Here is a 26246-nt window from a genome sequence, read left to right as displayed (position 1 = left end):
GCTAACGGAAAATTATCAAAAAAGACTGAATCCGAACTTTCGGTCTGACGATTCGGCGCCAGGCGCATTGCAGCGCCGCTTGCGAGCCTCTAGATCCCCTGGGATAAAAGGAGATTCCGATGACCGAGAAAGCCCGCGTGACGATCCTATACTGCACTCAGTGCAACTGGCTGCTGCGTGCCGCCTGGATGGCGCAGGAACTGCTGCAGACGTTTACCGATAGTCTTGGCGAGGTGGCACTCATTCCCGGCACCGGCGGCAATTTCGAAATCCGCGTCAATGGCGATCTGATCTGGGAGCGCAAGCGCGATGGCGGTTTTCCGGGGCCGAAGGAACTCAAGCAGCGCGTGCGCGACATCATCGAGCCCGATCGCGATCTCGGGCATACCGATCGCGCTTCGCTGGAAAGCTGACACTCAGTTATAAGGCGAATTGCAGGTCTTGTAGATGCCTTGATAGGTCAGAAAACGATCCGTTCGCGGATTGTAGGAGCGGTATTCGTTCCGGCACCATTGCTGATGGCGAGTCTGATTGTCAGCCGAAGGCTGTATCCGCTGCACCGGCGGCGGGTCGTAGGTCAGGCGTGGCGGTAACTGGCCGGGCGGCTGGTAATATTTCGGGCCGGCGGCATTCGGCGGCCGATAGTTCGGCTGGACATAGGCCGGGCGATGCCATTGCTGCGGACCAAAGCCGAAGCAGCCGCGATAATCGCAGATCGTCGACTGCGTATTGACAGGCCCCAGCGATGGCGAGGCGGCATTGGCCCCGGCCAGCGGCACTGCCAGAAGCAGACCTGCGAGAAAAGCGTGGCGAAGATCGAACATGGCACATTCCTTTCCGATACCCCCCAAATATAGTGCGGAAAGCAGGCCATGCCATCCACTGACCCGCGGGTTGCGATCACAGCTTCATGAAGCTTTTTCACAGACTGTCAGGAAAACTTCAAAAACCCTGTTGACAGCAAAGAGCCACCCCCGTACATGGCTCTCCGTCGCCCAGATGGCGGAATTGGTAGACGCGCAGGTTTCAGGTACCTGTGCCGCGAGGCGTGGAGGTTCGAGTCCTCTTCTGGGCACCATTTCCTTTCTCGAAAGAGCTTGTTTCACAATATCTTCTGTCGAGAATTCGCCCCTGTGCGGGCTCCCTTCAGCATCGCCACACTAATGCCACCATGCTCCATTTCCATGGCGCTATGCGGATCCAGGTCTACATCATCGCTTTTCTTCTGAGCGCCATCATGTGGGGCGTGACGTTCGATGCTGCGCGCAACGCCTATCGCGCCGCCCATACGGCTGGTTTGATGCCCAACCTGCATATCCAGCATAAGATCGACCGGATTCTCTGATCGCCTCATTCCCTGCAGAGCGCTTTTCTTACCCCTCAAAAATCATAGGCATGCAGCGCCGATGCAGGGCGTTGCAAAATAGCAAATAATTCCAAGAGACTATCGGGCAAACCACTCAGCGGGCGGGCAGATACCACCCGGCTGATGGTTATTTTCGCCTTGGCTAAGGCAAGCCTCGCACAAGAACGAAATCGGATACCGGCATCACGATGAAGTTACTGCCGTTCCGCTCCGTGGAGATCGTTGCCCGCATACCGGACATATTCGCCAGGCGCATGCCGGCGGCAATGGATGTTATCAGACACTTTGGAGTTCGCTTGGGATGAAAGTCGTAATTCTGGCAGGTGGTCTGGGTTCGCGCCTCGCCGAAGAGACCAGCGTGCGGCCTAAGCCTCTGGTCGAGATCGGAGAAAAGCCGATCCTCTGGCATATCATGAACATCTACGCCCATCACGGCTTGAATGATTTCATCATCTGCGCCGGCTATAAGGGCTACATGCTCAAGGAATATTTCGTAAACCTGTTCCTGCATCACAGCGACATCACCGTCGACCTCGCCACCAACGCGATCGAATATCACAAGGGTTCGAAGCCCAGCTGGAAGGTGACTATCGTCGATACCGGCATGAACTCGATGACGGGCGGCCGTATCCGGCGCGTCCGCGAGCATCTGAACCCCGACGAGCCCTTCTGCTTGACCTATGGCGACGGTGTCGCCGATATCGACATCACCTCAGAGATCGCCTTCCATCGCAGCCACGGCCTGAAAGCGACGATGTGCGCGGTGACGCCGCCTGGCCGTTTCGGCGCGACGAATATCGAAAACGATGTCGTGACCGCCTTCATCGAAAAGCCGAAGGGCGACGGCCAGCGCATCAATGGCGGCTTCTTCGTGCTGCATCCTTCCGTCATCGACCTCATCGAAGGCGACGACACGATCTGGGAAGCCGGCCCGATGCAGTGGCTGACATCCAACAAGCAACTGGCCGCCTTCCGCCACGACGGCTTCTGGCAGCCGATGGATACGCTACGCGAGCGCAACCAGCTCGAAGAGCTCTGGAGCTCCGGAAAGGCGCCGTGGAAGATATGGGCCTGACGGACTTCTGGAATGGCAGACGTGTGTTCCTGACGGGACATACGGGGTTCAAGGGATCCTGGCTTTCGCTGTGGCTGGAAAAGCTCGGCGCGGAGGTGGCGGCGGTCTCGCTCGAACCCGAGACCAGTCCCTCTCTTTATGCGCGGCTTTCCCCCTGGAACGGGCAGGGTCACCACATCGCCGACATCAGGGATGCAGCAGCATTCAAGCAGCGCCTTACCGATTTCGAGCCCGAAATCGTCATCCACATGGCAGCGCAAGCGTTGGTGCGACGCTCCTATGAAAATCCGACCGAGACCTTCGCAACCAATGTGATGGGAACCGCTAACGTCCTCGATGCGGTGCGCGAGGCACCTTCGGTTCGAACGGTTCTCGTCGTCACCTCCGACAAGGTCTATGCCAACAACGGCAGCGGTGTTCCCTTTATCGAAAGCGATACGCTCGGCGGCAAGGACCCCTATTCCAATTCCAAGGCCTGCACCGAACTCGTCGTTCAGAGCTATCGCGACAGCTTCTTCAAGGGGCGCGACATCAGCGTTGCGACCGTGCGCGCCGGCAACGTTATCGGCGGCGGCGACTGGTCCAGGGATCGGCTGATCCCCGATTTCATCCGCGCTTTCGAGAGCCACCAGCCGATCCTGCTTCGTTACCCGCAAGCGATCCGTCCCTGGCAGCATGTGCTTGAGCCCCTCGGCGGTTATCTCGCCTTCGCCGAAGCGCTGACGCTTTCGGATGAAAAGGAGTTGCCCGAGGCGCTCAATTTCGGCCCGGACCCGCAGAGTTTCGCAACCGTCTGCGAACTCGCCGATGCGCTCGGCCTTGCCCATGGCGTCAACGACGTCTGGAAGCAGGCGCCCGGAACGCATCTGCCGGAGGCGCCTGCTCTGACATTGAGCTCGGCCTTGGCGCTTTCCGCCATCGGCTGGCGCCCGCGCCTGAGCCTGCAACAGACAATCGACTGGACAGCCGCCTGGTACAAGGCCAACCGCGAAGGAGCCGACATGCGCGCCTTCTCGCTCAGCCAGATCGCGGCCTATGAGGAAGCAATATCATGACAGCGCATAATTGCCGGTTCTGCGGCGCTCCGTTAAATCATCGCTTCGTCGACCTCGGCTCGACGCCGCTTGCCAACGCCTATCTGACGGAAGAGCAGCTCGAGCAGCCGGAGCCGTCCTATCCGCTACGCGCCTTCGTCTGCTCCGATTGCTGGCTGGTGCAGGCCGATGCCTTCGTGCCGCCGGAGGACATCTTCAGCCACTACGCCTATTTCTCTTCCTACAGCGACAGCTGGGTGGAGCACGCCCGCCAGTTCACCGTCATGGCACGCAAGCGCTTCGGTCTCGACGAGACATCGCAGGTCATCGAGGTGGCGAGCAATGACGGCTACCTGCTGAAGCATTTTGTCGAGGCCGGCGTGCCGGTGCTCGGCATCGAGCCGGCCGAAAACGTCGCCGAGGTGGCGCGGCAGGTCGGCGTGCCGACGGAAGCGCGCTTCTTCGGCAAGGAGACGGCTGCCGATCTCGTCTCCCGCGGCCTTGCTGCCGATATCGTCATCGGCAACAACGTGCTGGCGCATGTCCCCGACATCAACGATTTCGTCGGCGGGCTCTCTGGCGTGCTGAAGACTGACGGCGTCGTCAGCGTCGAATTCCCGCATCTGCTGCGGCTGATGGAGAACATTCAGTTCGACACCGTCTATCACGAGCATTTCTATTACTTGTCGCTGCTCGCAGTCGAAAAGGTCTTTGGGGCACACGGCCTCAAGGTCTTCGACGTGGAAGAACTGCCGACGCATGGCGGCAGCCTGCGCGTGCTTGCTTGCCGCGCAACGTCTACCGCTCATCCGACCGGCCCAGGCGTTGCCAAGGTCCGCGCCGACGAGGCGGCTGCCGGCTTCGACGAGGTCGAGACCTATGAGGCCTTTCAGAGCCGAGTTGCGCCGATCAAGGACGGGCTGCTCGCCTTCCTCAACGAAGCCAAACGCAACGGTAAGACGGTCGCCGCTTACGGCGCTGCCGCCAAGGGCAATACGCTCCTGAATTTCTGCGGCGTCGGCACCGACCTCATCAACTATGTCGTCGACCGCAACCCGCACAAGCAGGGCCACTTCCTGCCGGGCAGCAAACTGCCGATCTATGCGCCGGAAAAGATGGACGAGACGCAGCCGGACTATGTTCTCATCCTGCCCTGGAACATCAAGAATGAAGTCGTGGCGGCCAATAGCCGGGTCGGCGCCTGGGGCGGACGCTTCGCCGTCGCCGTGCCGGAACTGACGGTGATCGGATGAAATTCGTCCCGACCGCGGTTTCAGGCGCCTTCATCGTCGAAGTCGACGCGCGTTCCGACGAGCGCGGACTGTTCGCGCGGACCTTCGACGCCAAGAGTTTCGCCGACCACGGTCTCGTGCCTGTCTATCCGCAATGCAACGTCTCGCAGAACCACCAGCGCGGGACGCTGCGCGGCATGCACTATCAGGCCGAGCCGCGGCCGGAGATCAAGCTGGTGCGCGCAACGCGCGGCAGGGTCTTCGACGTGGCGCTCGATCTGAGGCTGGATTCGCCGACCTATCTGAAATGGGCCGCCGTTGAACTCGACGCAGCGCAGTACAACGCCTTCTACATACCCGCCGGCTGCGCACACGGCTTCCTGACGCTCGAGGACGATTGCGAGCTCTTCTACCAGATGTCGGAAGTCTATGTGCCGGAGCTTGCCCGCGGCGTCCGTTGGGATGATCCCGCCTTTTCCATCGCCTGGCCCTTCACGCCTGGTGTCATCAGCGAGCGCGACGCCGCGCTTGAAAGCTACAGCCAGGAGACAGGCCTTTGAGCGGCATCAAACTCAGCATCTGCATTCCGACCTACAATCGTGAGGCCTATCTCAGAAACGCGCTGGAGCATTGTGCGACCTATAATTTCAGCTTCCCCTACGAGATCGTCATCTCCGACAACGCCTCGACGGATAATACGACACAGGTTGCCGAGGAATTCATCGCCAGGGGCCTGCCGATCCATTATCACCGCCGTGCCGTCAACGGCGGCTCGGGACCGAACCTTGCCTGCGCCTTCCATCATGCGGTCGGCGAATATTCGATCTACCTTGCCGATGACGACTTCCTGGTGCCTGCCGGCGTCGAAGCGGCAATGACCTATCTGGACGCCAATCCCGATGTCGTCGCGTGCCAGGCGCCTTGGTATCTGTACGATGAAATTCACGATCGGGACCTCTCGCAATTCTACGATATCGCCGAGAACACCAAGTTCGCGCAGCAGAATTTCATAGAGCTCTTCCAGTTCATCTTTAACGGACACATCTTCCCCGAGATCGGCATCTATCGCTCCTCTGCCCTGCGCTCCGCCTGGGTGCCACGCGACTTCTGCTTCTGGGCCTTTTCCTATCTCGCGCATTTCGTCGATCAGGGTGCGGTCACTTTCCTCAAGCAGCCCTTCTATCGCTCGGTAGCGGTCTCCAAGATCGCGCCGGCACGCCAGCAGGCCGGCAATGACGATGTAATGACCTCATGGGACAAGTATCGCGGTGGTCTCGAATACTTCCTCTATATCGCCGCCAAGCGCGGCAAGCTGAACACCAGCCGCGAGGCGCGCGCCATCTACGACGAGATGTGCAAGGTCTTCACGCTGAACCGCATCTCTGTCGCCATTCGTTTCTGGGTGGCACGCAAGGATTTCATCAAGGCGTACGAGCTCTACACCCGCATGGCCCTCGGCGGCCTTGGCGAACATCCTGAAGTCGCTGAGCTTCGCCACAGTCTCCCGATGATGGTGGCGATCCAGACGCTCGTCTATCAGGTCAACGCGACCGCCGGCATCAGCAGGCTCATCCTCAGCGGCATGGCCGATCCGAAATCGATCGGCGAGATGCTGCGGAACATGGGCCTGCTGTCGGAGATCGAGATTGTCGCCGACCCGCAGACGCATGAGCCGGCGCGTCTGGAGAAGACCGCGATCTTCGCCGCCGACATGCCGCGACGCGAGAATTTCCTCAAGCTCGGCTACAAGCCGAACCTCATCTTCATCGAAACCGACCTGACTCAGCATGTGCTCATCTGAAGTTGCGTCCGGCGCTGCAAAGCCTCGCGCCAGTTTCACCCCCTAGTTTTTACAGAGTTCCGTGTGCCCCGATTTCGTGAGTCTCAGGCCCCATCACAAAGAATTAAGGCATGACCAACAGGATATTCTACACCAAACCGTCGATCACCGAGCTTGAGACGAGCTATGCAGCCGATGCTGCAGCGAACGGCTGGGGTGCGCGCTGTTACGACTATATCATTCGTTTCGAGAAGGAATTCGCGGCCTATCTCGGCACCAGCCATGCGATCGCGACATCGAGCTGCACCGGCGCCATGCATATGGGTCTTGCCGCGCTCGGCATCGGCGCCGGTGACGAGGTGATCCTCGCCGACACGAACTGGATCGCGACCGTCGCTCCGATCAAGCATCTGGGTGCCGAGCCTGTGTTCGTCGATGTGCTGCCCGATACCTGGTGCATCGACCCCAGCGAGGTCGAGCGCCATATCACCCCGCGCACGCGCGCCATCATCGCCACCCATATCTACGGCAATCTCTGCGACATGGATGCGCTGCTCGATATCAGCCGCCGCACCGGCATCCCTGTTATCGAGGACGCGGCAGAAGCGATCGGCTCCGTCTGGCATGGCCGCCGCGCCGGCTCCATGGGCATTTTCGGCACCTTCTCCTTCCACGGCACCAAGACGCTGACGACGGGCGAAGGCGGCATGTTCGTGACCAGCGATGCCAATCTCCATGAAAAGGTACTGACGCTCAGCAATCACGGCCGGGCGCGTGGGCAAACCAAACAGTTCTGGCCTGATGCGATCGGCTTCAAATACAAGATGTCGAACATTCAGGCGGCGATCGGCTGCGCCCAGCTGGAGCGAATTGAGGAACTGGTTTCCCGCAAGCGGGATATCCTGGCCGCCTATATGGTGCGTCTCTCGACGCTCAACGGCATCAGCATGAACCCGGAATATACCGACACGATCAACGGCGCCTGGATGCCGACGGCCGTGTTCCACCCCGCCGCCGGAATCACCCGCCAAGTGCTGCAACAGGCGTTCGAAGCCGCCAATATCGATGCGCGCGTCTTCTTCCACCCGCTGTCCAGCCTTTCGATGTTTGAGGAAAAGCCAGCCAACATCAACGCCTGGAGCATTCCGGAGCGGGCGATCAACCTGCCGAGCTATCATGACATGAGCGAGGCCGATATCGAGCGCGTGGCGGAAACGCTGATCTCGGTCGTCCGCAGCCATCAGGACAATAGCGCCGTTCAACTCCGCCAGTCGGCCTGAGCGCAGAATAGACAGAAGGTTTCAGAGTTATGACCACCAAGGATGATCGCCTCGAATTCGAAGCCCACAAGCGCGAAATGTCGCTTGCGCTGGGCAAGGACGAGGAAGCCTTTCAGCACGCGCTCAACACGATTGTGACACTCGACAAATATGATTACTCCTATCTCTGGTCGTGGATGGGCGTGCCGATCATCCAGATGCCGGCCGATGTGATGGCCACCCAGGAAGTAATCTGGAATACCAAGCCCGACATCATCATCGAAACCGGAGTGGCGCGCGGCGGCTCGATGATCTTCATGGCGTCGTTGCTGAAAGTGATCGGCAAGGGCAAAGTGATCGGCGTCGATATCGACATCCGCGCCCATAATCGCGATTCCATCGAGAAGCACCCGCTTTCGCCGTTGATCACACTGATCGAGGGACCGTCGACCACCGTCGAGACGCTTGCCAAGGTGAAGGCCGAAATCCCGGCCGGCGCCTCCGTCATGGTGGTTCTCGACAGCGACCACAGCCGCGATCACGTGCTCGACGAGCTGCGCTGCTACGGCCCACTGGTTACCGAAGGTCAGTATATCGTCGTCGCCGATACGCTGCTCGGCCGCGGAGACATGTCGCAGACGCCGACAAAGCGCTCGAAGATCTGGTATCCGGGCGACGAGCCTTACGCGGCGCTCAATGCCTATCTCAAGGAAACCGACCGTTTCGAGACTGACGAAGTGCTGAACGGCAAGCTGGTGCTTTCCAGTTCGCCGGGCGGTTACATAAGGTGTGTCCGTGGCTGACAAGCGCAGACTGAAGATTGGTGTGATTTGCTCTGCTGGTGGGGCGCCGTTTTTCACGGCCGCCGACCTGGCGGTGCGGACGTCCTTTCTCGATTACGCTGACCTGACATTGATCACCGATCGGCCGTGCGGCGCAGAAGACGAAGCCGACAGCCGATCTGTCTACAGACAGCGACTGGAGGAAAAGGATCGGGTCCAATTCAGCAGGAAAGCGTGCACGATTCTCAAGGAACGCGGCGTGGATCTGGTCCTCCTCTACTTCGCAAGGCTTATCAGCGCCGAACTTTTTTCAGTCATCCCTTCGCTGAACGTGCACCCGTCGCTTCTTCCGGCTTTTGCCGGAATAAACGCACTCAAACAGGCAGTGCAGTATCCAGTTCCGATTATCGGTTCGACACTGCATGCCGTCAGTGCCGGCGTCGACGACGGCTCCATTGTGGCGCAGGTTGCAACGCCCGCGCTCGGAACCTTCACTGCCGACGAACTTGGGCCATTGTCGTTTCTACACAAGGTCTATCTAACGCTTTGCGCAATCGATCTTGTTGCCAATGACTTGCTTGTCATCAAGCCGGCCTCCGAAACTGTGGTCCTGTCCGAAGGACTGCGCGTTACGGCGTCTGCCGCGCCTGCGATTCAAACACCGTCTCTCCTCTCGGCATTCTCAGATTTTCAAAAGACACGATCAGCTCTTGAGGGGTATCTGGTCCCATGACCGCCGTTGTCATTACCCAACCGATGCTGTTTCCATGGCCCGGCTTCTTCGAGCAGTTGATGCTTGCCGACTGTTATATCTATCTTGATGATACGCAGTTCTCGAAGGGCAGCTTCACGAACCGCATCCAGCTTCTGCGTGGTAATGATCGCTGCTGGATGACGATCCCGCTTGCTGGCAAGGGCAGCTTCCAGATGATTTCGGAGCTCACGGCGGCGGGCGAAGACTGGAAGGCAAGCCATCGTTCTCTGCTGCGCCAATCGCTGCTCGGAGCGCCCTACATCGACGATGCGCTTTCGATATTCGACAGCGTTTACAGTCATTCCTCGCTGCTAGAACTGCTGATCGCCAGTATCGAAGAACCCGCCCGCTATCTCGGCATCGGTGCGAACCGGACGATCGAGAAGACCAGCGAGATGGGCGTCGAAGGTACGTCATGGCAGCGCGTGCTCGACATCGTGCTGAAGGTGAGCGGCACCCGCTATCTGACGGGTCACGGGGCAGCGAACTATCTCGACCATGCGACCTTCGAACGGGCCGGTGTGCAGGTTGAGTATATGAACTACAGCCGTACACCCTGGCCCCAACCGGTCGGCACGTTCACCCCTTATGTTTCTGTACTCGATCTCATCGCCCGAATGGGTCCGGAGGCGCGTAGCTGTCTCATCCCGGCCACCGTGGCGTGGCAAGACTTCCTGAAGGAGGAAACGGTAACATCATGACCAACGCAAAGATCACCGACGGCCTGCGCGCTGAATTCAACAGCAACGGCTATCTCGTCATGCGCGGCTTTTACGATCCGGCTGCAGACATCGCGCCGATCCAGGAAGGCATCCGCCAGATCCTTGAAGTGATCTGCAGGAAATACGGCATCGATGCCCCGACCGAAACGACCCATGAGGCGATGACGATCGCCTATCCGATGCTAATCGCCAAGAACCGCGTATGGGGCGGCGAAGTCTATGATGCCGTCAAGCAGATCCCGGCCTTCATGCGGCTCGTTACTAACGCAACCAATGACGAAGCTTTCAGGGGACTGCGTCCGGACAGTGTTCCGGGCATTGCAGCCGGCGGCTACGGTATCCGGATCGACAATCCGGGCGAGGAAAAGTTCCGTGCCCAATGGCATCAGGAATTCCCATCGCAGCTGCGCAGTGTCGACGGCGTTGTCTTCTGGACACCTCTTCTGCCGGTCACGCAGGACATGGGGCCGGTGCAAATCGCCCACGGTTCACATGCCGAAGGCCTCGTTCCGGTCTATGAAGACGATGCCGGCGCCGGCAAGACGGGCGCTTACGCGCTGCATCTCGATCGCGCCGAAGAGCGTCTGGCCCGCTACAAGCATGTCGCACCGCCGACGAACCCTGGCGACCTCGTGCTGATGGACTTCCTGACGCTGCATCAGTCGGGCCACAACGTCTCGACCACGCCGCGCTGGAGCATCCAGTTCCGCTATTTCAACTATCTTGAGCCGGTCGGCATCCGCATCGGCTGGAAGGGCTCCTTTGCCGCCGGCATTAAGTTCGCCGACGTGCTCCCGGAGCTTTCCGTACAGCGCGAGGCAGCCGAATGACGCCCTGCCGCGTTTGCAGCAAGGAGATTGTGTCGCCGGCCTATGAAACGCCGGCGCCTGCCCTTACTTCCATCATGACTCTTCTGGACATTCCGACCCGCGTTTATATCTGCGATGGGTGCGGCCACGCGCAATGCGATGAAATTCCGGATATCAAAGGCTTCTACGATACCGGCTATCGTATTTCGCTGAGCAGCGAGGACCATGACCAGATCTTTGCGGTCAAACCAGATGGTACTGTAATCTATCGCACGGATCATCAAGCAGAGATCTCCCGCAATCTGCTCGCTCTTTCTCAGGGTGCCAAGCTTCTCGATTACGGCGCCGCCAAGGCCACAACACTGCACAAAGTGGTTGCTGCCCGGCCCGATATCAAGCCTCATGTCTTCGATGTTTCCGCCGACTATGCACCGGCATGGGAAGGCTGGATCGCGCCCGAGGCACAGGCCACCTACGAGGCGCCGGAAGAATGGGCGGGCCGTTTTGACGCGGCAATGAGCCATTTCGTGATCGAGCACGTGGCCGATCCCGTCGGTTTCATCAGCGGCATCCGCAAACTGCTGAAGCCGCACGGCACGCTATTGCTTTCGATGCCTGACGTTTCGGCCAATCCGGGCGATATGACGGTGGCGGACCATGTCAATCATTTCAGCGAAGCCTCGCTGCGTCGAGCCCTTGCCGCTGGCGGTTTCGAAGTTTCGGTGCTCGACACGACATCCTTCCCGGGCGCTTTCTTCGTCGTCGCTGTGCGCAGCGAAACGCCTGTAAAGGAAGAACAGGACGCAACTCTCGTTCGGCAGGCTGTCGATCGCGGGCTGGAAATCTGCGATTTCTGGCGGGCTGCGGCCGACGGACTGGAAAAACAGGCAGCGAACTTCCGCGGACGCAAGGCGGCAATCTATGGCGCAGGCTTTTATGGAAGCTGGATCTTCAGCCGCATCGGCAAAGACGTTGAGGTGACGGCCTTCCTGGATCAGAACCCGAACATGCAAAATGCAACGCATTTCGGCCACCCGGTCACCGCACCGACGGCAATCGCCGAAGACGCAGAGGCCCTGTTCATCGGCCTCAACCCGCTGAAAGCACGCGCTGCAATCGGCAATATGCCATACCTGCACAAGCCGGGTCTGGAACTGGTCTGGCTGGACGCTTGAAATGAACGAGCCGGTGGCGTCCTTCGCCTCCGGCTTTCACCGCACTGGCTGGTAATGGCCGCGTAGCGGCACGCGGCTGTCCATAGACACGACACCGTCACGCTCACAAACATACATCAGGGTCGGCATGCCGCCGGAGCGAAAGATCTCGTCGTAGCGGCGGCGGATCTGCACGGTTTCGGTGTGGCAGTCGTAGGACTCTTCCACCTTCTTATCCGGTTGCGCCTTCACGCCCGGAAGATCCTTGTAGGGATAGAGCGGCTGCACAGCCTGCTTGCCGGAATTCTGCCAGTCTATGGCAAAGGCGGGCGCAGCCGAAGCGCCGGCAACAAGCGATAGCAGGAGAACCGCAGCGAACCGCATTACAACCTCTTTCACGGGCGTCTTTCGTTCGGTGCCCTTGTTCAGGATGTAGGAAGATCGGCGGTCGCCATCAAGCGGAAGCGCGGGCAGGCTTGCGGAAATAGCTTCTGATGATGGGATGAGAGAAGAGGCCGGCGAGGATCGCAAAGCCTGCGCCGATGGCAAAGCCTGCAAGCAGCCCGCCGATCATGCCTGCAACCATGATGACTTTCTTGCTCGGCCCATCCGCCTTGACGGGAACTTCGGCGGGCGAGACGACGCGGATATTGCTTTGGCTCAGGTTCTGCTCTTCGCTGGTCTCGCCGGAACGCTTCAAGACTGATTCGTAAAGTTCGCGGGCGGCCGTCGCCTTGCGCTGCAACTCGTTCAGCTGCACTTGTTTGTCCGAGGTCGTGGCCTGCAGGGCTTTCTGCACTGCCAACTCCTTGGCGATATCGTCTTCGGCCTTCTTGGTCTGCTCATATTCGGCTCTTGCCGAGGTCGCGACCCTTTGGAGTTCGCCCTTGATTTCCGTTCCGATACTATCAAGCGAAGAGCGGGCAGCCTGAAGGCGCGGATGACGCGAACCCATCTGGCTCTGCAGGCTGCCGACAACAGCGGCCTGGGCGGCGTATTGCTGCCGCAGGCTAACGAGCGGCGATGTGCCCGTGGCGCCATCCGTCTGGCTGCCGGCGACGACATCTTCGACCCGCAGATTTGCGGCGGCGTCGGCACGGGCCTTGGCCTGAATGGTCTTTTCCTGGGCGGTGACGAGCAGCGTATTCAGGGATGAAAGGCGCTGGTCGGAGATCAGATTGCCCTCGGTCGCCGCCATGTCGTTGTCGGCGCGGAAGGTTTCCACCGCCTGCTCTGCTTCCTGCACCTTCTGGCGCAGATCGTCGAGGCGGCCGTCGAGTGCTGACGACGTGGTCTCGTAAAGGCCTGATGATGCGCTGCTTTCCTCCTGCATGAAGGAGGTGACGACCTGGTTTGCGAGTTTCGCGGATTTTTCCGGATCGCGCGTCGTCGCGGCAAGCGAGACCACGTAGGTGTTGTTCTCGCGGGTGATCAGCAGAGCCTTCTGAAGGGTGCCGATGATGGCGGCGCCATCCGTTCTGCCGCCGGTGAATTCCGGATCCTGATCGAGCTGCATGGCGTCGGCTACGCGACGCAATACGTTGCCCGAGGTCAGCAGCTGAACCTGGCTGTCGATCAGCGTCGAAATCATTTCCGGCGACGGGGCCGCGTTCTGAGAGCCGCTGTCGGCAAGACCGATCTGACGCGGATCGAAATAGAGGGCGGCGACGGCGGTGAATTTCTGCGGAATACGGGGCGCGATCACCGCGCCGGCGGCAGCACCGAGAAGGCAAAGACCGGCAATGATCAGGCGCCGGCTCCAGACGGCGGCAACCGCAGATCGGATATCCAGCAATGGTCCGGCGGCCGGTTCCTGCTCGACTGCGGGTTCGGGCGCTGACGGGGGTTCGGAGGCGGCAGGAATATCGCGGCGTGACGGTTCGGCGGGACGACTTTCCGACGCTGTCCCGCGAACCGGAAGAGGATCGGGCTCGGGGGGCGGTGGAAGCGGAACGAAATCGGTCGGCCGGATGATCGGGCTGCGCGCACGGCTACCTTCAGGCGCAGACTGAGACGACTCATAACTGCGCCAGGCAGGCAGGCGGCTCACCCTGTTCCCGTCATACTGATTCATAACCACCGCATCCGCCCGGCGAGAAAGCATGGCCGGGCAAGAGCGACTTTAGAAATTCTTAGCTAACGGACCGTTAAGATGCCGGCATCGAAGCCGACGTGGCGACCTGCCGCGACCCCGCGAGGATAGCCATGAAACGGAAAAGACTGCTGCACAGGGTGCTGGTTGCCGCCGTCACGACCATTTCGTCCACCGCCCATGCCGCTGACGTGCCACTCTGCTATTACGGCGTCAATCTCTCCGGGGCCGAATATGGCGAGCGCGGCGGGGTCTACGGCACGAACTACACCTACCCAACCGAAGAAACGATCAGCTATTTCGCTGAGAAGGGCATGACGATCATCCGCCTGCCCTTCCGCTGGGAGCGGCTGCAGCCGGCGCTTGGCGCACGGCTCGACGATGACGAGCTGCAGCGCCTGAAGGATACGGTTTCGCTGGTTCGCAAACACAAGATGAGCGTGCTGATCGATCCGCATAATTTCGGTTATTACGACAAGGATCAGGTCGGCAAGCAGCCAGCAACGAATGCAGCCTTTGCCGATTTCTGGGCGCGGCTCTCCGTCGAATTTGCCAATCAGGACGGCGTGCTCTTCGGGCTGATGAACGAGCCGCACGACATTCCGGCGACCGATTGGCTGAAAGCCGCCAATGCCGCAATCCGCGGCATTCGGGCGGTCGGCGCGCGCAATCTCATCCTCGTTCCCGGCACGGCCTGGAGCGGAGCGGCAAGCTGGGAAACCGATGTTATCGGTGGTGCGAACGGAACCGTCATGCTCGGCGTGCGTGATCCGCTCGATTTCTACGCCTATGAATTCCATCAGTATCTCGATGCGGATTCCTCCGGCACGCACGATACCTGCGAGGGTGCACAGGCGGCGACCGATGCCATCACCAACGTGACTGCCTGGCTGAAGAAGAACGGCAAACGCGGCTTTCTCGGCGAGTTCGGCGCCTCGGCGAATGCGGATTGCCTCGATGGACTGAAGACGATGCTCACCACCATGTCCGACAACAGCGATGCGTGGATCGGCTTCTCCTATTGGGCGGCAGGCGAATGGTGGCCGGCCAACGAACCTTTCAACGTGCAGCCGCGCGATACGCCGGAGCGTCCGCAGATGCGTCTTCTCGAGCAAATGGTGGCCAAGCATGCCCCCGTCTGCGCAGCGGTAAAGCCCGTGGGGAAGTGACATGGCAGCAATAGGAGAGACGAGCGCGAGATTCGAAACGGTCGCGGATACGGCGAGCCCGGCCTCGCGTCTCGATTACCCGATCCTGACCCTCGGGCTGCTTTCGGTTCTCTACAACGGTATCCTGGCCTTCATAAACCACAATGTCATGCCGCTTTCGTTGACGCATGTGGCGGCCAGCGAAGGCCTGATCATGGCGAGCGCAATCATCTACATCCTGCGCAAGGGCATCTATGAGGAAGACCTTCCGGCCTTTCTGTTCATGCTCTTCACACTGATGGTGACGATCTATGTCAGCGTGCTCAACCGGATGGCCTTCATCGATCATTTCCGCAACGTGCTGATCATCTTCTGCTTCACGGGGCTTGGAGGCTGGTGCAACGAACGGACGCTGAAGCTGATCTTCCGGGTGGCTTGCATCATGGTGCTGCTTTTCCTGATCTTCGAGATCATCAGCGTGCCCTTCTATGTCAGCATCGTGCACCCCTCCGACTATTTCGCCAATACACGCGGGCTTAAGCCGCTCAGCTTCAACACGACGGGCCTGTTCCAGAATGCGCTTGGCTTTCCCGGCCGATTCTCCTTCGGCATCATCGACCATCGTTCGTCATCGATCTTCCTGGAACAGGTATCGCTTGCCAATTTCTGCGGCGTGATCGCGATCTACCTTATTTCGATGTGGGATAGGCTGACACGGGCCGACCGGGCTCTGGCCATTGCGACGGCGATGCTGATCCTGACGACAAACGACACCCGCACGATGCTGATCTTCTGCATCTGCTGTATCGGCGGCTATTTCGTCTTTCCGAAAATCCCCAAGGCCTTCAATCTGGCTCTGATGCCGCTCATCGTTTGCGCCGGCTTCCTCGTCTACATGAAGGACCCCAATGCGATCGGCGACAACTTCACCGGCCGTATCAATCTGACGATGAAGAAACTGATGGATCTCGATCCGCTGGCGATCCTCGGACTTTCGGTCGATAAGGTCGCCGAATTTGCCGACAGCGGCTATGTCTATCTTGTTTATGGCGCCACGGTGTTCGGCGTCATCGCCTTCTGGCTCTTCGTCTGCCTGTTTCCGGCGGGCACAAGTCCGGCACAGAAGCGCTGCGCCCATTCACTTTCTCTTTTCATTTTTCTGAATATGATGATCGGGGGAACGGCAATCTTCTCGATGAAGATCGCCGGCCTCCTCTGGCTTGTCATCGGGTTCATGCGTTTCCGCGACACGCCACGCATCCGGCAGGATCGTCCGGCAAATGTAGTGAGTTGACGAAGCGGCCTGCCCGACGGGCGATCCGCGGGAGCCTGTGGGAGCAAGACACCAGATGCTTGTCCAGCTGCAATATCTGCGCGCCATAGCGGCGCTGATGGTCGTTTACTTCCATGCCATCCTGCAGCTTGCCAAGGTCAATCCCGCCATCGACGCGACCTCGTTCATCTATGGCGAAACGGGTGTCGATATCTTCTTCGTGCTCAGCGGCTTCGTGATGTGGCTGACAACGAGCGGACGAAACATGACGCCGGTCGATTTCGCCCGCAAGCGCGTCAAGAGGATCGTGCCGCTCTACTGGCTGGCGACGCTGTTTTCGGCAGCTGTGGCGCTTGTCGCACCGTCGCTTCTCAAATCGACGGCCTTCGACCTGCCGCATCTGATGGCATCGCTGCTCTTCATACCATGGATCAATCCGGTCGATCCGACGATGATCGTGCCTGTCATCGTGCCCGGCTGGACGCTGAATTACGAGATGTTCTTCTATTTCGTCTTCGCGCTGCTATTGCCGATCCGCGAGGATTATCGCCTGCCGGCCCTGTTTGGTGCCTTTGCAGCCATCCTCATCGTCTGCCATCTGTTGCCGGAAACGACGGCTACGAAATTCTACGGCGAGCCGATCATCCTGGAATTCCTGGCCGGCGCGATACTTGGCTGGCTCTATGTCCAGAAGCTTCTGCTGCCGCAGCGCTGGGCCTGGGTATTGCTGGCCGTCGGCTTCGCCTTCCTCTTCATCAACGAGGGTCTGGTGCGGCCGGATGACCGTTATTATGGCTGGGGGATACCGGCGATCTTCATCGTCTACAGCGCTATTTCGATCGACTTCTCGAAATTGTCCTTCGTCGGCTGGCTCAACTACCTCGGCGACGCCTCTTACGAAATCTACATCACGCATGCCTTCACGCTGGCCTTCCTGCGGATAATCGCCAATCGTTTCCCGATCGGCGCGCTCCAGCAGCCTGTTATTTTCGTGATCCTTTGCCTCGTGCTCTCTTCCATCGTGGGAGCGATCATTCACGAAATCATCACCCCGCGCGGAAAGGTCCGGGTTGCCAGCCGGCCGGCCATCTGACTTCAATCCATCAAAAGGCGAGGACGGGCTTTCCGACGGCGCAGGCAGAACGGAATCCTGCATAGCCTGTCATAAGCTTACGGCCATGAAAGCAAATGCCGCAGGCATGAAAGTTCGGCTTGCAATTTATTGCAGAAATGAAAGCTTGCCGGCCTGTTCGAGGCCACGGCTTTGATCTAAGCACTGCGCGGCGGCCGCAAGGAGGGAAGAGGACATGACGGACTACGTATTGACGGTAACCTGCAAGTCGACGCGCGGCGTCGTGGCGGCGATTTCGACCTATCTCGCCGAAAAGGGTTGCAACATCATCGACAGTTCGCAGTTCGACGACCTCGATACCGGCAAGTTCTTCATGCGCGTCAGCTTCATTTCCGAAGAAGGAGCAACGCTTGCGGAGATCCGCGAAGGCTTCAAGCCGATCTACGAGAAGTTCGGCATGGATGCGGAGGTGCATGACGGCAGCGAGCGCCTGAAGGTGCTTCTGATGGTCTCCCGTTTCGGCCACTGTCTCAACGATCTGCTCTACCGCTGGAAGATCGGCGCCCTGCCGATCGACATCGTCGGCGTCGTCTCCAACCATTTCGACTATCAGAAGGTCGTGGTGAACCACGACATTCCCTTCCACCACATCAAGGTAACGAAAGAAAACAAGCCACAGGCCGAGGCCCAGCTCCTTGATCTTGTCGAACAGACCGGCACGGAACTCGTTGTTCTCGCCCGCTACATGCAGGTTCTGTCGGATGCGATGTGCCGGAAGATGTCCGGCCGCATCATCAACATCCACCATTCCTTCCTGCCGAGCTTCAAGGGCGCCAACCCCTACAAGCAGGCGTATGAGCGCGGCGTGAAGCTGATCGGCGCGACAGCGCATTACGTGACGGCCGATCTCGACGAAGGCCCGATCATCGAGCAGGATACGGCGCGCATTACGCACGCGCAGAGCGCTGAGGACTATGTCTCGATCGGTCGCGATGTCGAAAGCCAGGTGCTGGCGCGCGCCATCCATGCGCATATCCATCGCCGTGTCTTCCTCAACGGCAATCGCACGATCGTCTTCCCCGCGAGCCCCGGAAGCTACGCCTCCGAACGCATGGGTTGAACTCAGGACCCACGCCGCCAAATCCTCGGCTGGCACAATCTTCCGTTGCTTGTCGGCAAGTGCTTGATTATCTGTTTCATTAGGTAATCGAATCATGCCGCGGAGGGGTGCCATGACCGAGGAAGCGCTTGTGGACCGCATGGCGCTGCCGCGCCCCGATGTGACGGCTTCCGAAGCGGCGGATATCCTGCTTTCTCATTACGGGCTTTCCGGTTCGGTGTCCGAACTCGGCAGCCAGCAGGACCGTAATTACCGGCTCGACACGGAAGATGGCCGGTATGTGCTGAAGATCTGCCATGCAGCCTACGCGACAGAAGAGCTCGAAGCGCAGAATGCGGCGATCCATCATTTGCGCGCCAAGGCAGATGCGCCGCGTGTTCCAAACGTGATGACGTCCACCGAGGGGCAGGAGATCGTTTCCGTCAGGGTGCGTGAGCAGGATTATCAGGTCCGTTTGCTGGAATATCTCGAAGGCGAAGGCCTGACACACCGTGCATATCTGGCGCCCACCTCTGTCGCGGCGCTCGGCGCGCTCTGCGCACGGCTGGCTGAGGCACTAGCCGATTTTACCCATCCCGGGCTCGACCGCAGCCTGCAATGGGATCTGCGACGGGCCGGACCCGTGGCCGTGCAGCTACTTTCCTCCATCACCGACAGCACCGCGCGCGACAGGATCGCCAAGACGATGGTCATGGCTGTGCGCCGCATCCAGCCGCTTGCGCCGTCGCTGCGGCTTCAGGCGGTTCATCACGACGTGACGGGCGACAATGTCATCAGTCGCCCTGATGCGCACGGGCGGCCTGTTCCCGACGGGGTGATCGACTTCGGCGACATCATCCGCGGCTGGCTGGTCGGCGACCTTGCCGTGACCTGCGCCTCTCTGCTGCATCAGGCGGATGGCGATCCCTTCTACATTCTGCCGGCAGTGAAAGCCTATCACGAGATTTATCCGTTGATCGAGGACGAGCTGAGGGCTCTCTGGCCGCTTGTCGTGGCGCGCGCCGTCATCCTCGTCGCCAGCAGCGAACAGCAGATCGCGATCGATCCTGATAATGACTATGTCAGAGGAAATCTGGAGGGCGAACGGCGCATCTTCGATACGGCGATGTCCGTGCCGTTCGAGCTGATGGAAGCTGCGATCCTGCAAGCGGCCGGCCTCGATATTGCCGGTGCCAATATGGCGGACTGGCAGCCACTCTTGCCGGAGATTGATGCTGAATCAATCGCCTATGTCGATCTCGGCGTGCAGAGCCCGCATTTTTCGGATGGCAACTGGCTCACGACCGACATGGACTGGCGGCTCCTTGCCCGCGCGGCGGCGGAAACGGGAGCAGCAGCAACGCGCTACGGCGAATATCGCTTGTCCCGCACGGGCCTGCACCATGCAAAAGCCCAGGCGACCTATGCCCTGCATATGGATATCTGCCTTGCTGCGGGCAGTATCGTTGCCGCACCCTTTGCCGGCCGGATCACCTGGTACGACCAGCATCTAGTCCTCACAGGCGCCGATATGAAGCTGCATATCGACGGCATCGAACTCTCAGTCGACGATGGCAGCGAGGTCGCCGCCGGTCAGGCGCTCGGCACGGTGTCCGGCGAGACCTCCTCACTCGGCGGATTGCGCCTGCAGCTTTGCAGCATCGCCGGCTTCGAGCCGCCGCTCTTTGCGACACCGCAACAGGCGGACGCGTGGTCCGCGCTCTGCCCCTCGCCTTCGGTGCTGCTCGGGCCGGGTGCCGACGCGCCGAAACCTGAAACGGCAGCACTTTTCGAGCTGCGGCAGGCTCATTTCGCCAGCCCGCAGAAGCATTATTACGCGCACCCGCCGCAGATCGAACGCGGCTGGAAGGAGCATCTTTTCGATGTCGAGGGGCGCGCCTATCTCGACATGGTCAACAATGTCACGATCCTCGGCCACGGCCATCCGCGCATGGCCGAAGCGATCGGCCAGCAATGGCTGATGCTGAATACCAATTCGCGCTTCCATTATGCCGCCGTCGCGGAATTCTCCGAAAGTCTCACGTCGCTGGCGCCCGACGGCCTGGATGCCGTGTTCCTCGTCAACAGCGGCTCGGAAGCCAACGATCTGGCGCTGCGGCTTGCCTGGGCGCATAGCGGCAAACGCAACATGCTCTGCCTGCTGGAGGGCTATCACGGCTGGTCGGTGGCAAGCGATGCCGTCTCCACCTCGATCGCCGACAATCCGCAAGCGTTGACGACACGACCGGACTGGGTTCACGCCGTCGTTTCACCCCACACCTATCGCGGCCGGTTCCGCGGACCGGAGTCGACGGCGGATTATCTCGGCACCGTGACGCCGGTGCTGGAGGCCATTGATGCCGAGGGAGAGGGGCTCGCCGGTTTCATTGCCGAATCGGTCTATGGCAATGCCGGCGGTATTCCACTGCCCGACGGCTATCTCACCGAGGTCTACCGGCAGGTGCGCGAACGCGGCGGCCTCTGCATCGCTGACGAGGTGCAGGTGGGCTATGGGCGGCTCGGCCACTATTTCTGGGGCTTCGAGCAGCAAGGCGTCGTGCCCGATATCATCACCATCGCCAAAGGCATGGGCGACGGACACCCGCTCGGCGCCGTCATCACGACGAAAGAGATAGCCGCTTCTCTGGAGAAGGAAGGCTATTTCTTTTCCTCGGCCGGCGGCAGCCCAGTCAGTTGCGTTGCCGGCATGACGGTTCTCGACGTGATGGCCGAGGAGCGCCTGCAGGACAATGCCCGGGAGGTGGGTGACCATCTGAAGGCGCGTCTGGCGGCACTCATAGACAGCTATCCGATTGTGGGCGCCGTGCATGGCATGGGCCTCTATCTCGGCCTCGAATTCGTGCGCGACAGAGTGACGCTGGAGCCGGCGACCGAAGAGACGGCAGCGATCTGCGACCGGCTGCTGGCACTCGGCGTCGTCATGCAGCCGACGGGTGATCACCTGAACGTGTTGAAGATCAAACCACCACTCTGCTTAACCGAACAAAGCGCTGATTTCTTTGTCGACATGCTGGAAAAGGTGCTTCGGGAAGGCTGGTAAACAGGGAACTGCGGCCATTAACGAATTCGGTCTTTTCGCGGCTTTCCGATTTTTAACGAAACACCCATTGCCGGAATCAAACCGACTTCCTATGTCTGCCTCGGCGATTTCGAGGCGTCTCGAACCGTCACATTGATTGCACGAAGGCGTGATAGAATTCTTCCTGTAAATCGAGATGTGATGGAATGAAATTTTTCGGACCGTCGATATTTTGACACGTTTCGGAATATGTTTCTTACAGACCATGAGCTATTCTCTATCAAGTTTGTAGATTATAGAGATGGTCTTTCACCGGCCCCGGACTCTTCCGGGACCTCGCGAGTGCAACGCCAACGCAAGGAACGAGACATGATTGATTTCGAAATTCTCGCCGTACTGCCTGGGCGATCTGTGCTCGGCAATGACCGTCCGGGCGCCCTCTCCCGCCCGAACTGTCGAATGTGACGTTCGTCCTTCCTTTCAACGGTACCAGACAAGTCAATTCGCCATAGCTTGCGCATCCGCGCGGCAGGAGTTCTACGTATGAAAAAAGAAGTTATCGAATATGCAGGCATCCCGGTCGGGATCGTCATTCCGGATGAAGACCGGCTGAAATTCATCGCCGTCAAATTCCATGTCCATGACCTCGATGAGCAGCATTTCAGCTCGCCCGCCGAGGTGAAAGTCGCCATTCACGACCTGATGACCCGTCGTCATCCGAAGCCTCTGCACGCCTGATGCGGGAAGCGGCTTCGATACTATCAGAGGATTTCCGACCGGCCCGGCAAAACGGGCCGGTCTTGTTTTTTGCCCGTCTTGTCTTTTAAACGCATTTGACTTCCTATCGGCGCGCTTCCCTTCAAGACAGGAGTCCGCGCTTGTCCGATCTTCTCAATCTTCTCACCGATATCGAAGGTGTCTCCGTCGGTCACGCAACCAACCTGTCGCTTGGTTCCGGAGTCACTGCCATCGTCTTCGATGAACCGGCGGTCGCTTCCGGCAGCGTGCTCGGCGGTGCGCCGGGCGGGCGCGATACAGCGCTGCTCGACCCTTCCATGGTGGTCGATGCCGTCGACGCCTTCGTGTTGTCGGGCGGATCGGCCTTCGGTCTCGATGCGGCAGGCGGCGTGCAGGCGGGATTGCGGGAGATGGGACGCGGATTTCAGGTCGGCCCGGTTCGTATCCCGATCGTACCGCAGGCGATCCTGATGGATCTGCTGAATGGCGGCGACAAGGACTGGGGTCTGCATTCGCCCTATCGCGACATGGGCTATGAGGCCGTGAAAGCCGCCCGCAAGGGCGCGTTCGATCTCGGCACTGTCGGTGCCGGCACGGGGGCAACGACCGCGACCTTCAAGGGCGGGCTCGGCTCGGCAAGTGCGGTCAGCAGCACCGGGCATCGCATCGCGGCCATCGTTGCCGTCAATGCCGTCGGTACGACGACGATCGGCGAAGGCCCGCATTTCTGGGCGGCCCCCTTCGAAAAGAGTGGAGAATTCGGCGGGCTTGGCATGCCCGACCAGATGGACCATAAACTGCGGCTGAAAGGCGTGAAGACGACGGCAACGACGATCGGCGCTGTTGTCACCGATGCATCACTGATCAAGGCGGAAGCGCACCGGCTTTCCATCGCCGCTCATGACGGGCTGGCGCGAGCGGTGCTGCCCGCCCACCTGCCGCTCGATGGTGATACGATTTTTGCGGCTTCCACCGGCAAACAACAGCGCAACGACATGGCAAGCCTGATGGAATTGTGCCATCTGGCCGGGATCGTCATGGCGCGGGCGATCGCGCGCGGCGTCTACGAGGCGACGGCGCTTCCGGTGCGGGGCGCGCAGATGGCGTGGCGCGACCGCTATGCGGCCGGACGCTGATTGCTTAGACTATCGTGAAAATTGCCTCACGGCGGAGAACGGGTGAATGCAGATTCGGGCGCTGATGTATTTCGACGAGCTGGTGCGAACCAACTCCATGCGCCAGGCAGCCGAAAACCTCAATGTTGCGCCGACGGCGATCAGCCGGCAGATCGAGAATCTCGAATACCATTTCGGCGCGCCCCTGGTGGAGCGCAGCGCTCGCGGCGTGAAGCTGACGGCTGCCGGCGAACTGCTGGCGGCACGCGCCGGGCGAACGCTGCGCGAGCTCGATCATGTGCAGCAGCTGATCGAGGACCTGAAGGGCCTGCAGCGCGGCCGCGTCAACATCTATGCGAACGGCGCGACGGTCGCTAATCTGCTTGCTCCTGCGCTCGCCGAATTTAGCCTGAAATATCCGAAGCTGCGCTTTGCCGTGACGATCACCAGCGCGCGGGCAGCCATCGAAGCCGTCAACAACGCGGAAGCCGATATTGCTGTGACGCTGTTTGCGCCGCCGATGTCCAGCACCAAAGTACGGCTGCGCTCGGAAATCGCCTATGATCTCATCATCGCGCCGAACCATCCCGCAGCGTCGCGGCCGGATATTCCGCTCAAGGAGCTGGCCGAATATGCTTTGGCGCTGCCCGACCAATCCTTCGGTTTCCGCCAGGCCTTCGACGCGCTCTTCGAAAGGGAAGGGCTGAGCCTCGATCCGGTCTTCGTGACGAGTTCGCTCGAAATGCTCAAAGAACTGGTATTGAGCGGCGCGGCGGTAACGCTGCTGCCGGCGCTGACCGTTCGTCGCGAGATCGAGGCCGGGCAGCTCTGCGCCATTCCCCTTGCCGGCAAGACCGGCATCCGAACGCATGTCGATCTTTGCGTGGCGCCCGACCGACAGCTTTCCTTTGCCGCAACGAAGCTTCTCGATTTCATCGAACGCTTCATGCGCGAACGCGCCAACCGCAGGGCGGGAAGCAAGGAGTAGACCTACGGGCTTGCATTGGGCCGAGAATTACTGTGTAGCTTTTTCGGCTACACTGAGCACACAAAATCGTCATTGTGTGTGCACTGCCGTGGTGTCACTCTACGCGCAAAAGGGCTCTGCCGAACAACGGAGCCAAACAGGGGAACAGGATGATCAAGGTTTCGCTCGCGCCGTCGGCGCGTCTCATGCGGCGTCTTTCAGTGGGCGTTGCGCTTTCCGCCGGCATCATGATGCTGGCGCTGACGCCCGCGGAAGCCGCCAAGACCACACTCAATCTCGGCATGAGCGTAGAGCCGACCGGGCTCGACCCGACGATTGCCGCCCCCGTCGCCATCGGCCAGGTGACCTGGCAGAATATATTCGAAGGGCTGGTCAGGATTGACGAGACCGGCAAGGTGCAGCCGCAGCTCGCCAAGAGCTGGGAGATTTCCCCTGATGGACTGACCTATACGTTCAAGCTGCAGAGCAGCGTGAAATTCCATGATGGCGCGGTCTTTGATTCCGCCGCCGCCAAATTCGCCCTCGACCGCGCCCGCGGCAAGGATTCCATCAATCCGCAAAAGCGCTTCTTCGCATCGATCGCCTCTATCGACACGCCGGATACCGAAACGCTGGTGCTGCATCTTTCCACCCCGACCGGCAGCCTGATCTACTGGCTCGGCTGGCCGGCCTCCGTCATGGTCGGGCCGAAATCTGCAGCCGACGACAAGACGACGCCTGTCGGCACCGGACCGTTCAAATTTTCCACCTGGGCCAAGGGCGACCGCGTGGAACTCGTCAGGAATGACGACTACTGGAACAAGGAGGGTAGCGCCAGGCTCGACAAGGTGACCTTCCGCTTCATCAACGATCCTCAGGCACAGGCGGCGGCCCTGAAATCCGGCGATCTCGACGCCTTTCCGGAATTCTCCGCACCGGAACTGATGAGCTCCTTCGATGGCGATGCCCGCCTGACCACCAAGGTCGGCAATACCGAACTCAAGGTCGTTGCCGGCATGAACAATGCCCGCAAGCCGTTCGACGACAAGCGCGTACGCCAGGCCCTGATGATGGCGATCGACCGCCAGACCGTCATTGATGGTGCCTGGTCCGGCCTCGGCACGGCGATCGGCAGCCACTATACGCCGAACGATCCCGGTTATCAGGACATGACGGGCGTGCTGCCTTATAATGTCGAAAAGGCAAAGGCACTGCTTACCGAGGCCGGCTATCCCAACGGTTTCACCTTCACGATCAAATCACCGCAGATGGCCTATGCACCGCGCAGCGCACAGGTGATGCAGGCCATGTTGGCCGAGATCGGCGTGACGATGAATATCGAGCCCACGGAATTTCCGGCGAAGTGGGTGAAGGATGTGATGACCAGCCGCGACTACGACATGACCATCGTCGCCCATGCCGAGCCGATGGACATCGACATCTATTCGCGCGATCCCTATTACTTCAACTACAAGAACCCCGCCTTCAACGATCTTGTGAAGAAGGTGCAGGAGACTGCCGATCCGGCCGGACAGGCCAAGATCTATGGCGAAGCGCAGAAGATCCTCGCCGAGGACGTGCCGGCGCTCTACCTTTTCGTCATGCCCAAGCTCGGCGTCTGGGACAAGAAGCTGAAGGGCCTGTGGGAGAACGAGCCGATCCCCTCCAACGTTCTCAGCAACGTTTCCTGGGAAGATTGAACAACCGGGTGCGGGCAGCGGCTGACAGGGTGATG

The 26246-nt window shown here is 60.0% G+C and carries 25 protein-coding genes and 1 tRNA gene; 23 read left to right on the top strand and 3 right to left on the bottom strand.

Features of this window, described 5'->3' with window-relative positions; genetic code table 11:
• The first annotated feature begins 119 nt into the window (after positions 1-119).
• On the top strand, positions 120-413 hold the full coding sequence (locus ACK9YZ_RS22105; RefSeq protein ID WP_007813273.1) for a SelT/SelW/SelH family protein: 294 nt from the start codon (positions 120-122) through the stop codon (positions 411-413).
• A gap of 3 nt (positions 414-416) precedes the next feature.
• On the opposite strand, the gene ACK9YZ_RS22100 is transcribed toward ACK9YZ_RS22105, so the two are convergent.
• Positions 417-824, bottom strand: a complete 408-nt coding sequence (locus tag ACK9YZ_RS22100) for a BA14K family protein (protein WP_416065180.1) — start codon at positions 822-824, stop codon at positions 417-419.
• A gap of 169 nt (positions 825-993) precedes the next feature.
• On the opposite strand from ACK9YZ_RS22100, the gene ACK9YZ_RS22095 reads away from it, so the two are divergent.
• The 13 genes from ACK9YZ_RS22095 (at position 994) to ACK9YZ_RS22035 (ending at position 11988) form a co-directional block, all read left to right on the top strand.
• Positions 994-1078: transfer RNA gene (locus ACK9YZ_RS22095), tRNA-Leu, on the top strand.
• 93 nt (positions 1079-1171) lie between these two features.
• Positions 1172-1345 carry a hypothetical protein gene (locus tag ACK9YZ_RS22090; RefSeq protein WP_216758971.1) on the top strand — a complete coding sequence of 58 codons (174 nt, stop codon included), beginning with the start codon at positions 1172-1174 and terminating at the stop codon, positions 1343-1345.
• A 322-nt stretch (positions 1346-1667) separates the two neighbouring features.
• Positions 1668-2441, top strand: a complete 774-nt coding sequence (gene rfbF / locus ACK9YZ_RS22085) for a glucose-1-phosphate cytidylyltransferase (RefSeq protein ID WP_216756693.1) — start codon at positions 1668-1670, stop codon at positions 2439-2441.
• Entirely contained in the window at positions 2432-3496 is a 1065-nt protein-coding gene (gene rfbG / locus ACK9YZ_RS22080; RefSeq protein WP_416066788.1) for a CDP-glucose 4,6-dehydratase, read from the top strand. The genes rfbF and rfbG overlap by 10 nt, the downstream gene beginning before the upstream one ends.
• Entirely contained in the window at positions 3493-4728 is a 1236-nt protein-coding gene (locus ACK9YZ_RS22075; RefSeq protein WP_416065179.1) for a methyltransferase domain-containing protein, read from the top strand. The genes rfbG and ACK9YZ_RS22075 overlap by 4 nt, the downstream gene beginning before the upstream one ends.
• A complete protein-coding gene (rfbC, locus tag ACK9YZ_RS22070) occupies positions 4725-5267 on the top strand; it encodes a dTDP-4-dehydrorhamnose 3,5-epimerase (protein ID WP_416065178.1) in 543 nt (180 codons plus the stop codon). Before ACK9YZ_RS22075 ends, rfbC begins: the two co-directional genes overlap by 4 nt.
• Complete coding sequence (locus tag ACK9YZ_RS22065) at positions 5264-6508, top strand: glycosyltransferase family 2 protein (protein ID WP_216756688.1); 1245 nt, start codon at positions 5264-5266, stop codon at positions 6506-6508. Before rfbC ends, ACK9YZ_RS22065 begins: the two co-directional genes overlap by 4 nt.
• Before the next feature lie 110 nt (positions 6509-6618).
• Entirely contained in the window at positions 6619-7767 is a 1149-nt protein-coding gene (locus tag ACK9YZ_RS22060; RefSeq protein ID WP_416065177.1) for a DegT/DnrJ/EryC1/StrS family aminotransferase, read from the top strand.
• A gap of 29 nt (positions 7768-7796) precedes the next feature.
• Positions 7797-8549 carry a cephalosporin hydroxylase family protein gene (locus tag ACK9YZ_RS22055; RefSeq protein ID WP_216756685.1) on the top strand — a complete coding sequence of 251 codons (753 nt, stop codon included), beginning with the start codon at positions 7797-7799 and terminating at the stop codon, positions 8547-8549.
• Positions 8542-9261 (top strand): formyltransferase family protein, encoded by a 720-nt coding sequence (locus ACK9YZ_RS22050; protein ID WP_416065176.1) that lies wholly within the window; start codon positions 8542-8544, stop codon positions 9259-9261. Before ACK9YZ_RS22055 ends, ACK9YZ_RS22050 begins: the two co-directional genes overlap by 8 nt.
• A complete protein-coding gene (locus ACK9YZ_RS22045; protein ID WP_416065175.1) occupies positions 9258-9983 on the top strand; it encodes a WbqC family protein in 726 nt (241 codons plus the stop codon). Before ACK9YZ_RS22050 ends, ACK9YZ_RS22045 begins: the two co-directional genes overlap by 4 nt.
• On the top strand, positions 9980-10834 hold the full coding sequence (locus tag ACK9YZ_RS22040) for a phytanoyl-CoA dioxygenase family protein (protein WP_216756680.1): 855 nt from the start codon (positions 9980-9982) through the stop codon (positions 10832-10834). The genes ACK9YZ_RS22045 and ACK9YZ_RS22040 overlap by 4 nt, the downstream gene beginning before the upstream one ends.
• A 29-nt stretch (positions 10835-10863) precedes the next feature.
• Positions 10864-11988, top strand: coding sequence for a class I SAM-dependent methyltransferase (locus tag ACK9YZ_RS22035; RefSeq protein WP_416065174.1), 1125 nt, complete (start codon positions 10864-10866; stop codon positions 11986-11988).
• A 36-nt stretch (positions 11989-12024) separates the two neighbouring features.
• Here the strand turns inward: ACK9YZ_RS22035 and ACK9YZ_RS22030 are convergent, their stop codons facing one another.
• Together ACK9YZ_RS22030 and ACK9YZ_RS22025 are read right to left on the bottom strand one after the other, a co-directional pair.
• The gene (locus tag ACK9YZ_RS22030) at positions 12025-12351 is read right to left on the bottom strand and encodes a hypothetical protein (protein WP_216756677.1); all 327 of its coding nucleotides are present in this window, start codon (positions 12349-12351) and stop codon (positions 12025-12027) included.
• A gap of 70 nt (positions 12352-12421) precedes the next feature.
• Complete coding sequence (locus ACK9YZ_RS22025) at positions 12422-14041, bottom strand: GumC family protein (RefSeq protein WP_416065173.1); 1620 nt, start codon at positions 14039-14041, stop codon at positions 12422-12424.
• Positions 14042-14172: 131 nt separating this feature from the next.
• Between ACK9YZ_RS22025 and ACK9YZ_RS22020 the strand changes: the two genes are divergently transcribed.
• The 9 genes from ACK9YZ_RS22020 (at position 14173) to ACK9YZ_RS21980 (ending at position 26211) form a co-directional block, all read left to right on the top strand.
• Positions 14173-15228: a glycoside hydrolase family 5 protein gene (locus tag ACK9YZ_RS22020; RefSeq protein ID WP_216756675.1), complete on the top strand. Its 1056-nt coding sequence runs from the start codon at positions 14173-14175 to the stop codon at positions 15226-15228.
• Between the two features lies 1 nt (position 15229).
• Positions 15230-16501, top strand: coding sequence for a hypothetical protein (locus ACK9YZ_RS22015; RefSeq protein WP_416065172.1), 1272 nt, complete (start codon positions 15230-15232; stop codon positions 16499-16501).
• A gap of 55 nt (positions 16502-16556) precedes the next feature.
• Positions 16557-17573, top strand: coding sequence for an acyltransferase family protein (locus tag ACK9YZ_RS22010; RefSeq protein ID WP_416065171.1), 1017 nt, complete (start codon positions 16557-16559; stop codon positions 17571-17573).
• A 214-nt stretch (positions 17574-17787) separates the two neighbouring features.
• On the top strand, positions 17788-18672 hold the full coding sequence (gene purU / locus ACK9YZ_RS22005; protein ID WP_216756670.1) for a formyltetrahydrofolate deformylase: 885 nt from the start codon (positions 17788-17790) through the stop codon (positions 18670-18672).
• Positions 18673-18784: 112 nt separating this feature from the next.
• On the top strand, positions 18785-21712 hold the full coding sequence (locus tag ACK9YZ_RS22000; RefSeq protein WP_416065170.1) for an aminotransferase: 2928 nt from the start codon (positions 18785-18787) through the stop codon (positions 21710-21712).
• Between the two features lie 522 nt (positions 21713-22234).
• The gene (locus ACK9YZ_RS21995) at positions 22235-22429 is read left to right on the top strand and encodes a hypothetical protein (protein WP_184394344.1); all 195 of its coding nucleotides are present in this window, start codon (positions 22235-22237) and stop codon (positions 22427-22429) included.
• Positions 22430-22569: 140 nt separating this feature from the next.
• Positions 22570-23565, top strand: a complete 996-nt coding sequence (locus ACK9YZ_RS21990) for a P1 family peptidase (RefSeq protein ID WP_416065169.1) — start codon at positions 22570-22572, stop codon at positions 23563-23565.
• Between the two features lie 46 nt (positions 23566-23611).
• Positions 23612-24532, top strand: a complete 921-nt coding sequence (locus ACK9YZ_RS21985) for a LysR family transcriptional regulator (protein WP_416065168.1) — start codon at positions 23612-23614, stop codon at positions 24530-24532.
• A gap of 149 nt (positions 24533-24681) precedes the next feature.
• Positions 24682-26211 (top strand): ABC transporter substrate-binding protein, encoded by a 1530-nt coding sequence (locus ACK9YZ_RS21980; protein ID WP_416065167.1) that lies wholly within the window; start codon positions 24682-24684, stop codon positions 26209-26211.
• Positions 26212-26246: the final 35 nt, after the last annotated feature.

The sequence above is a fragment of the Rhizobium sp. ZK1 genome (assembly GCF_047782645.1).
Classification (GTDB): domain Bacteria; phylum Pseudomonadota; class Alphaproteobacteria; order Rhizobiales; family Rhizobiaceae; genus Rhizobium.
Note: the sequence above shows the minus strand (reverse complement) of the source record. Positions and strands in the feature narration are given on the sequence as shown.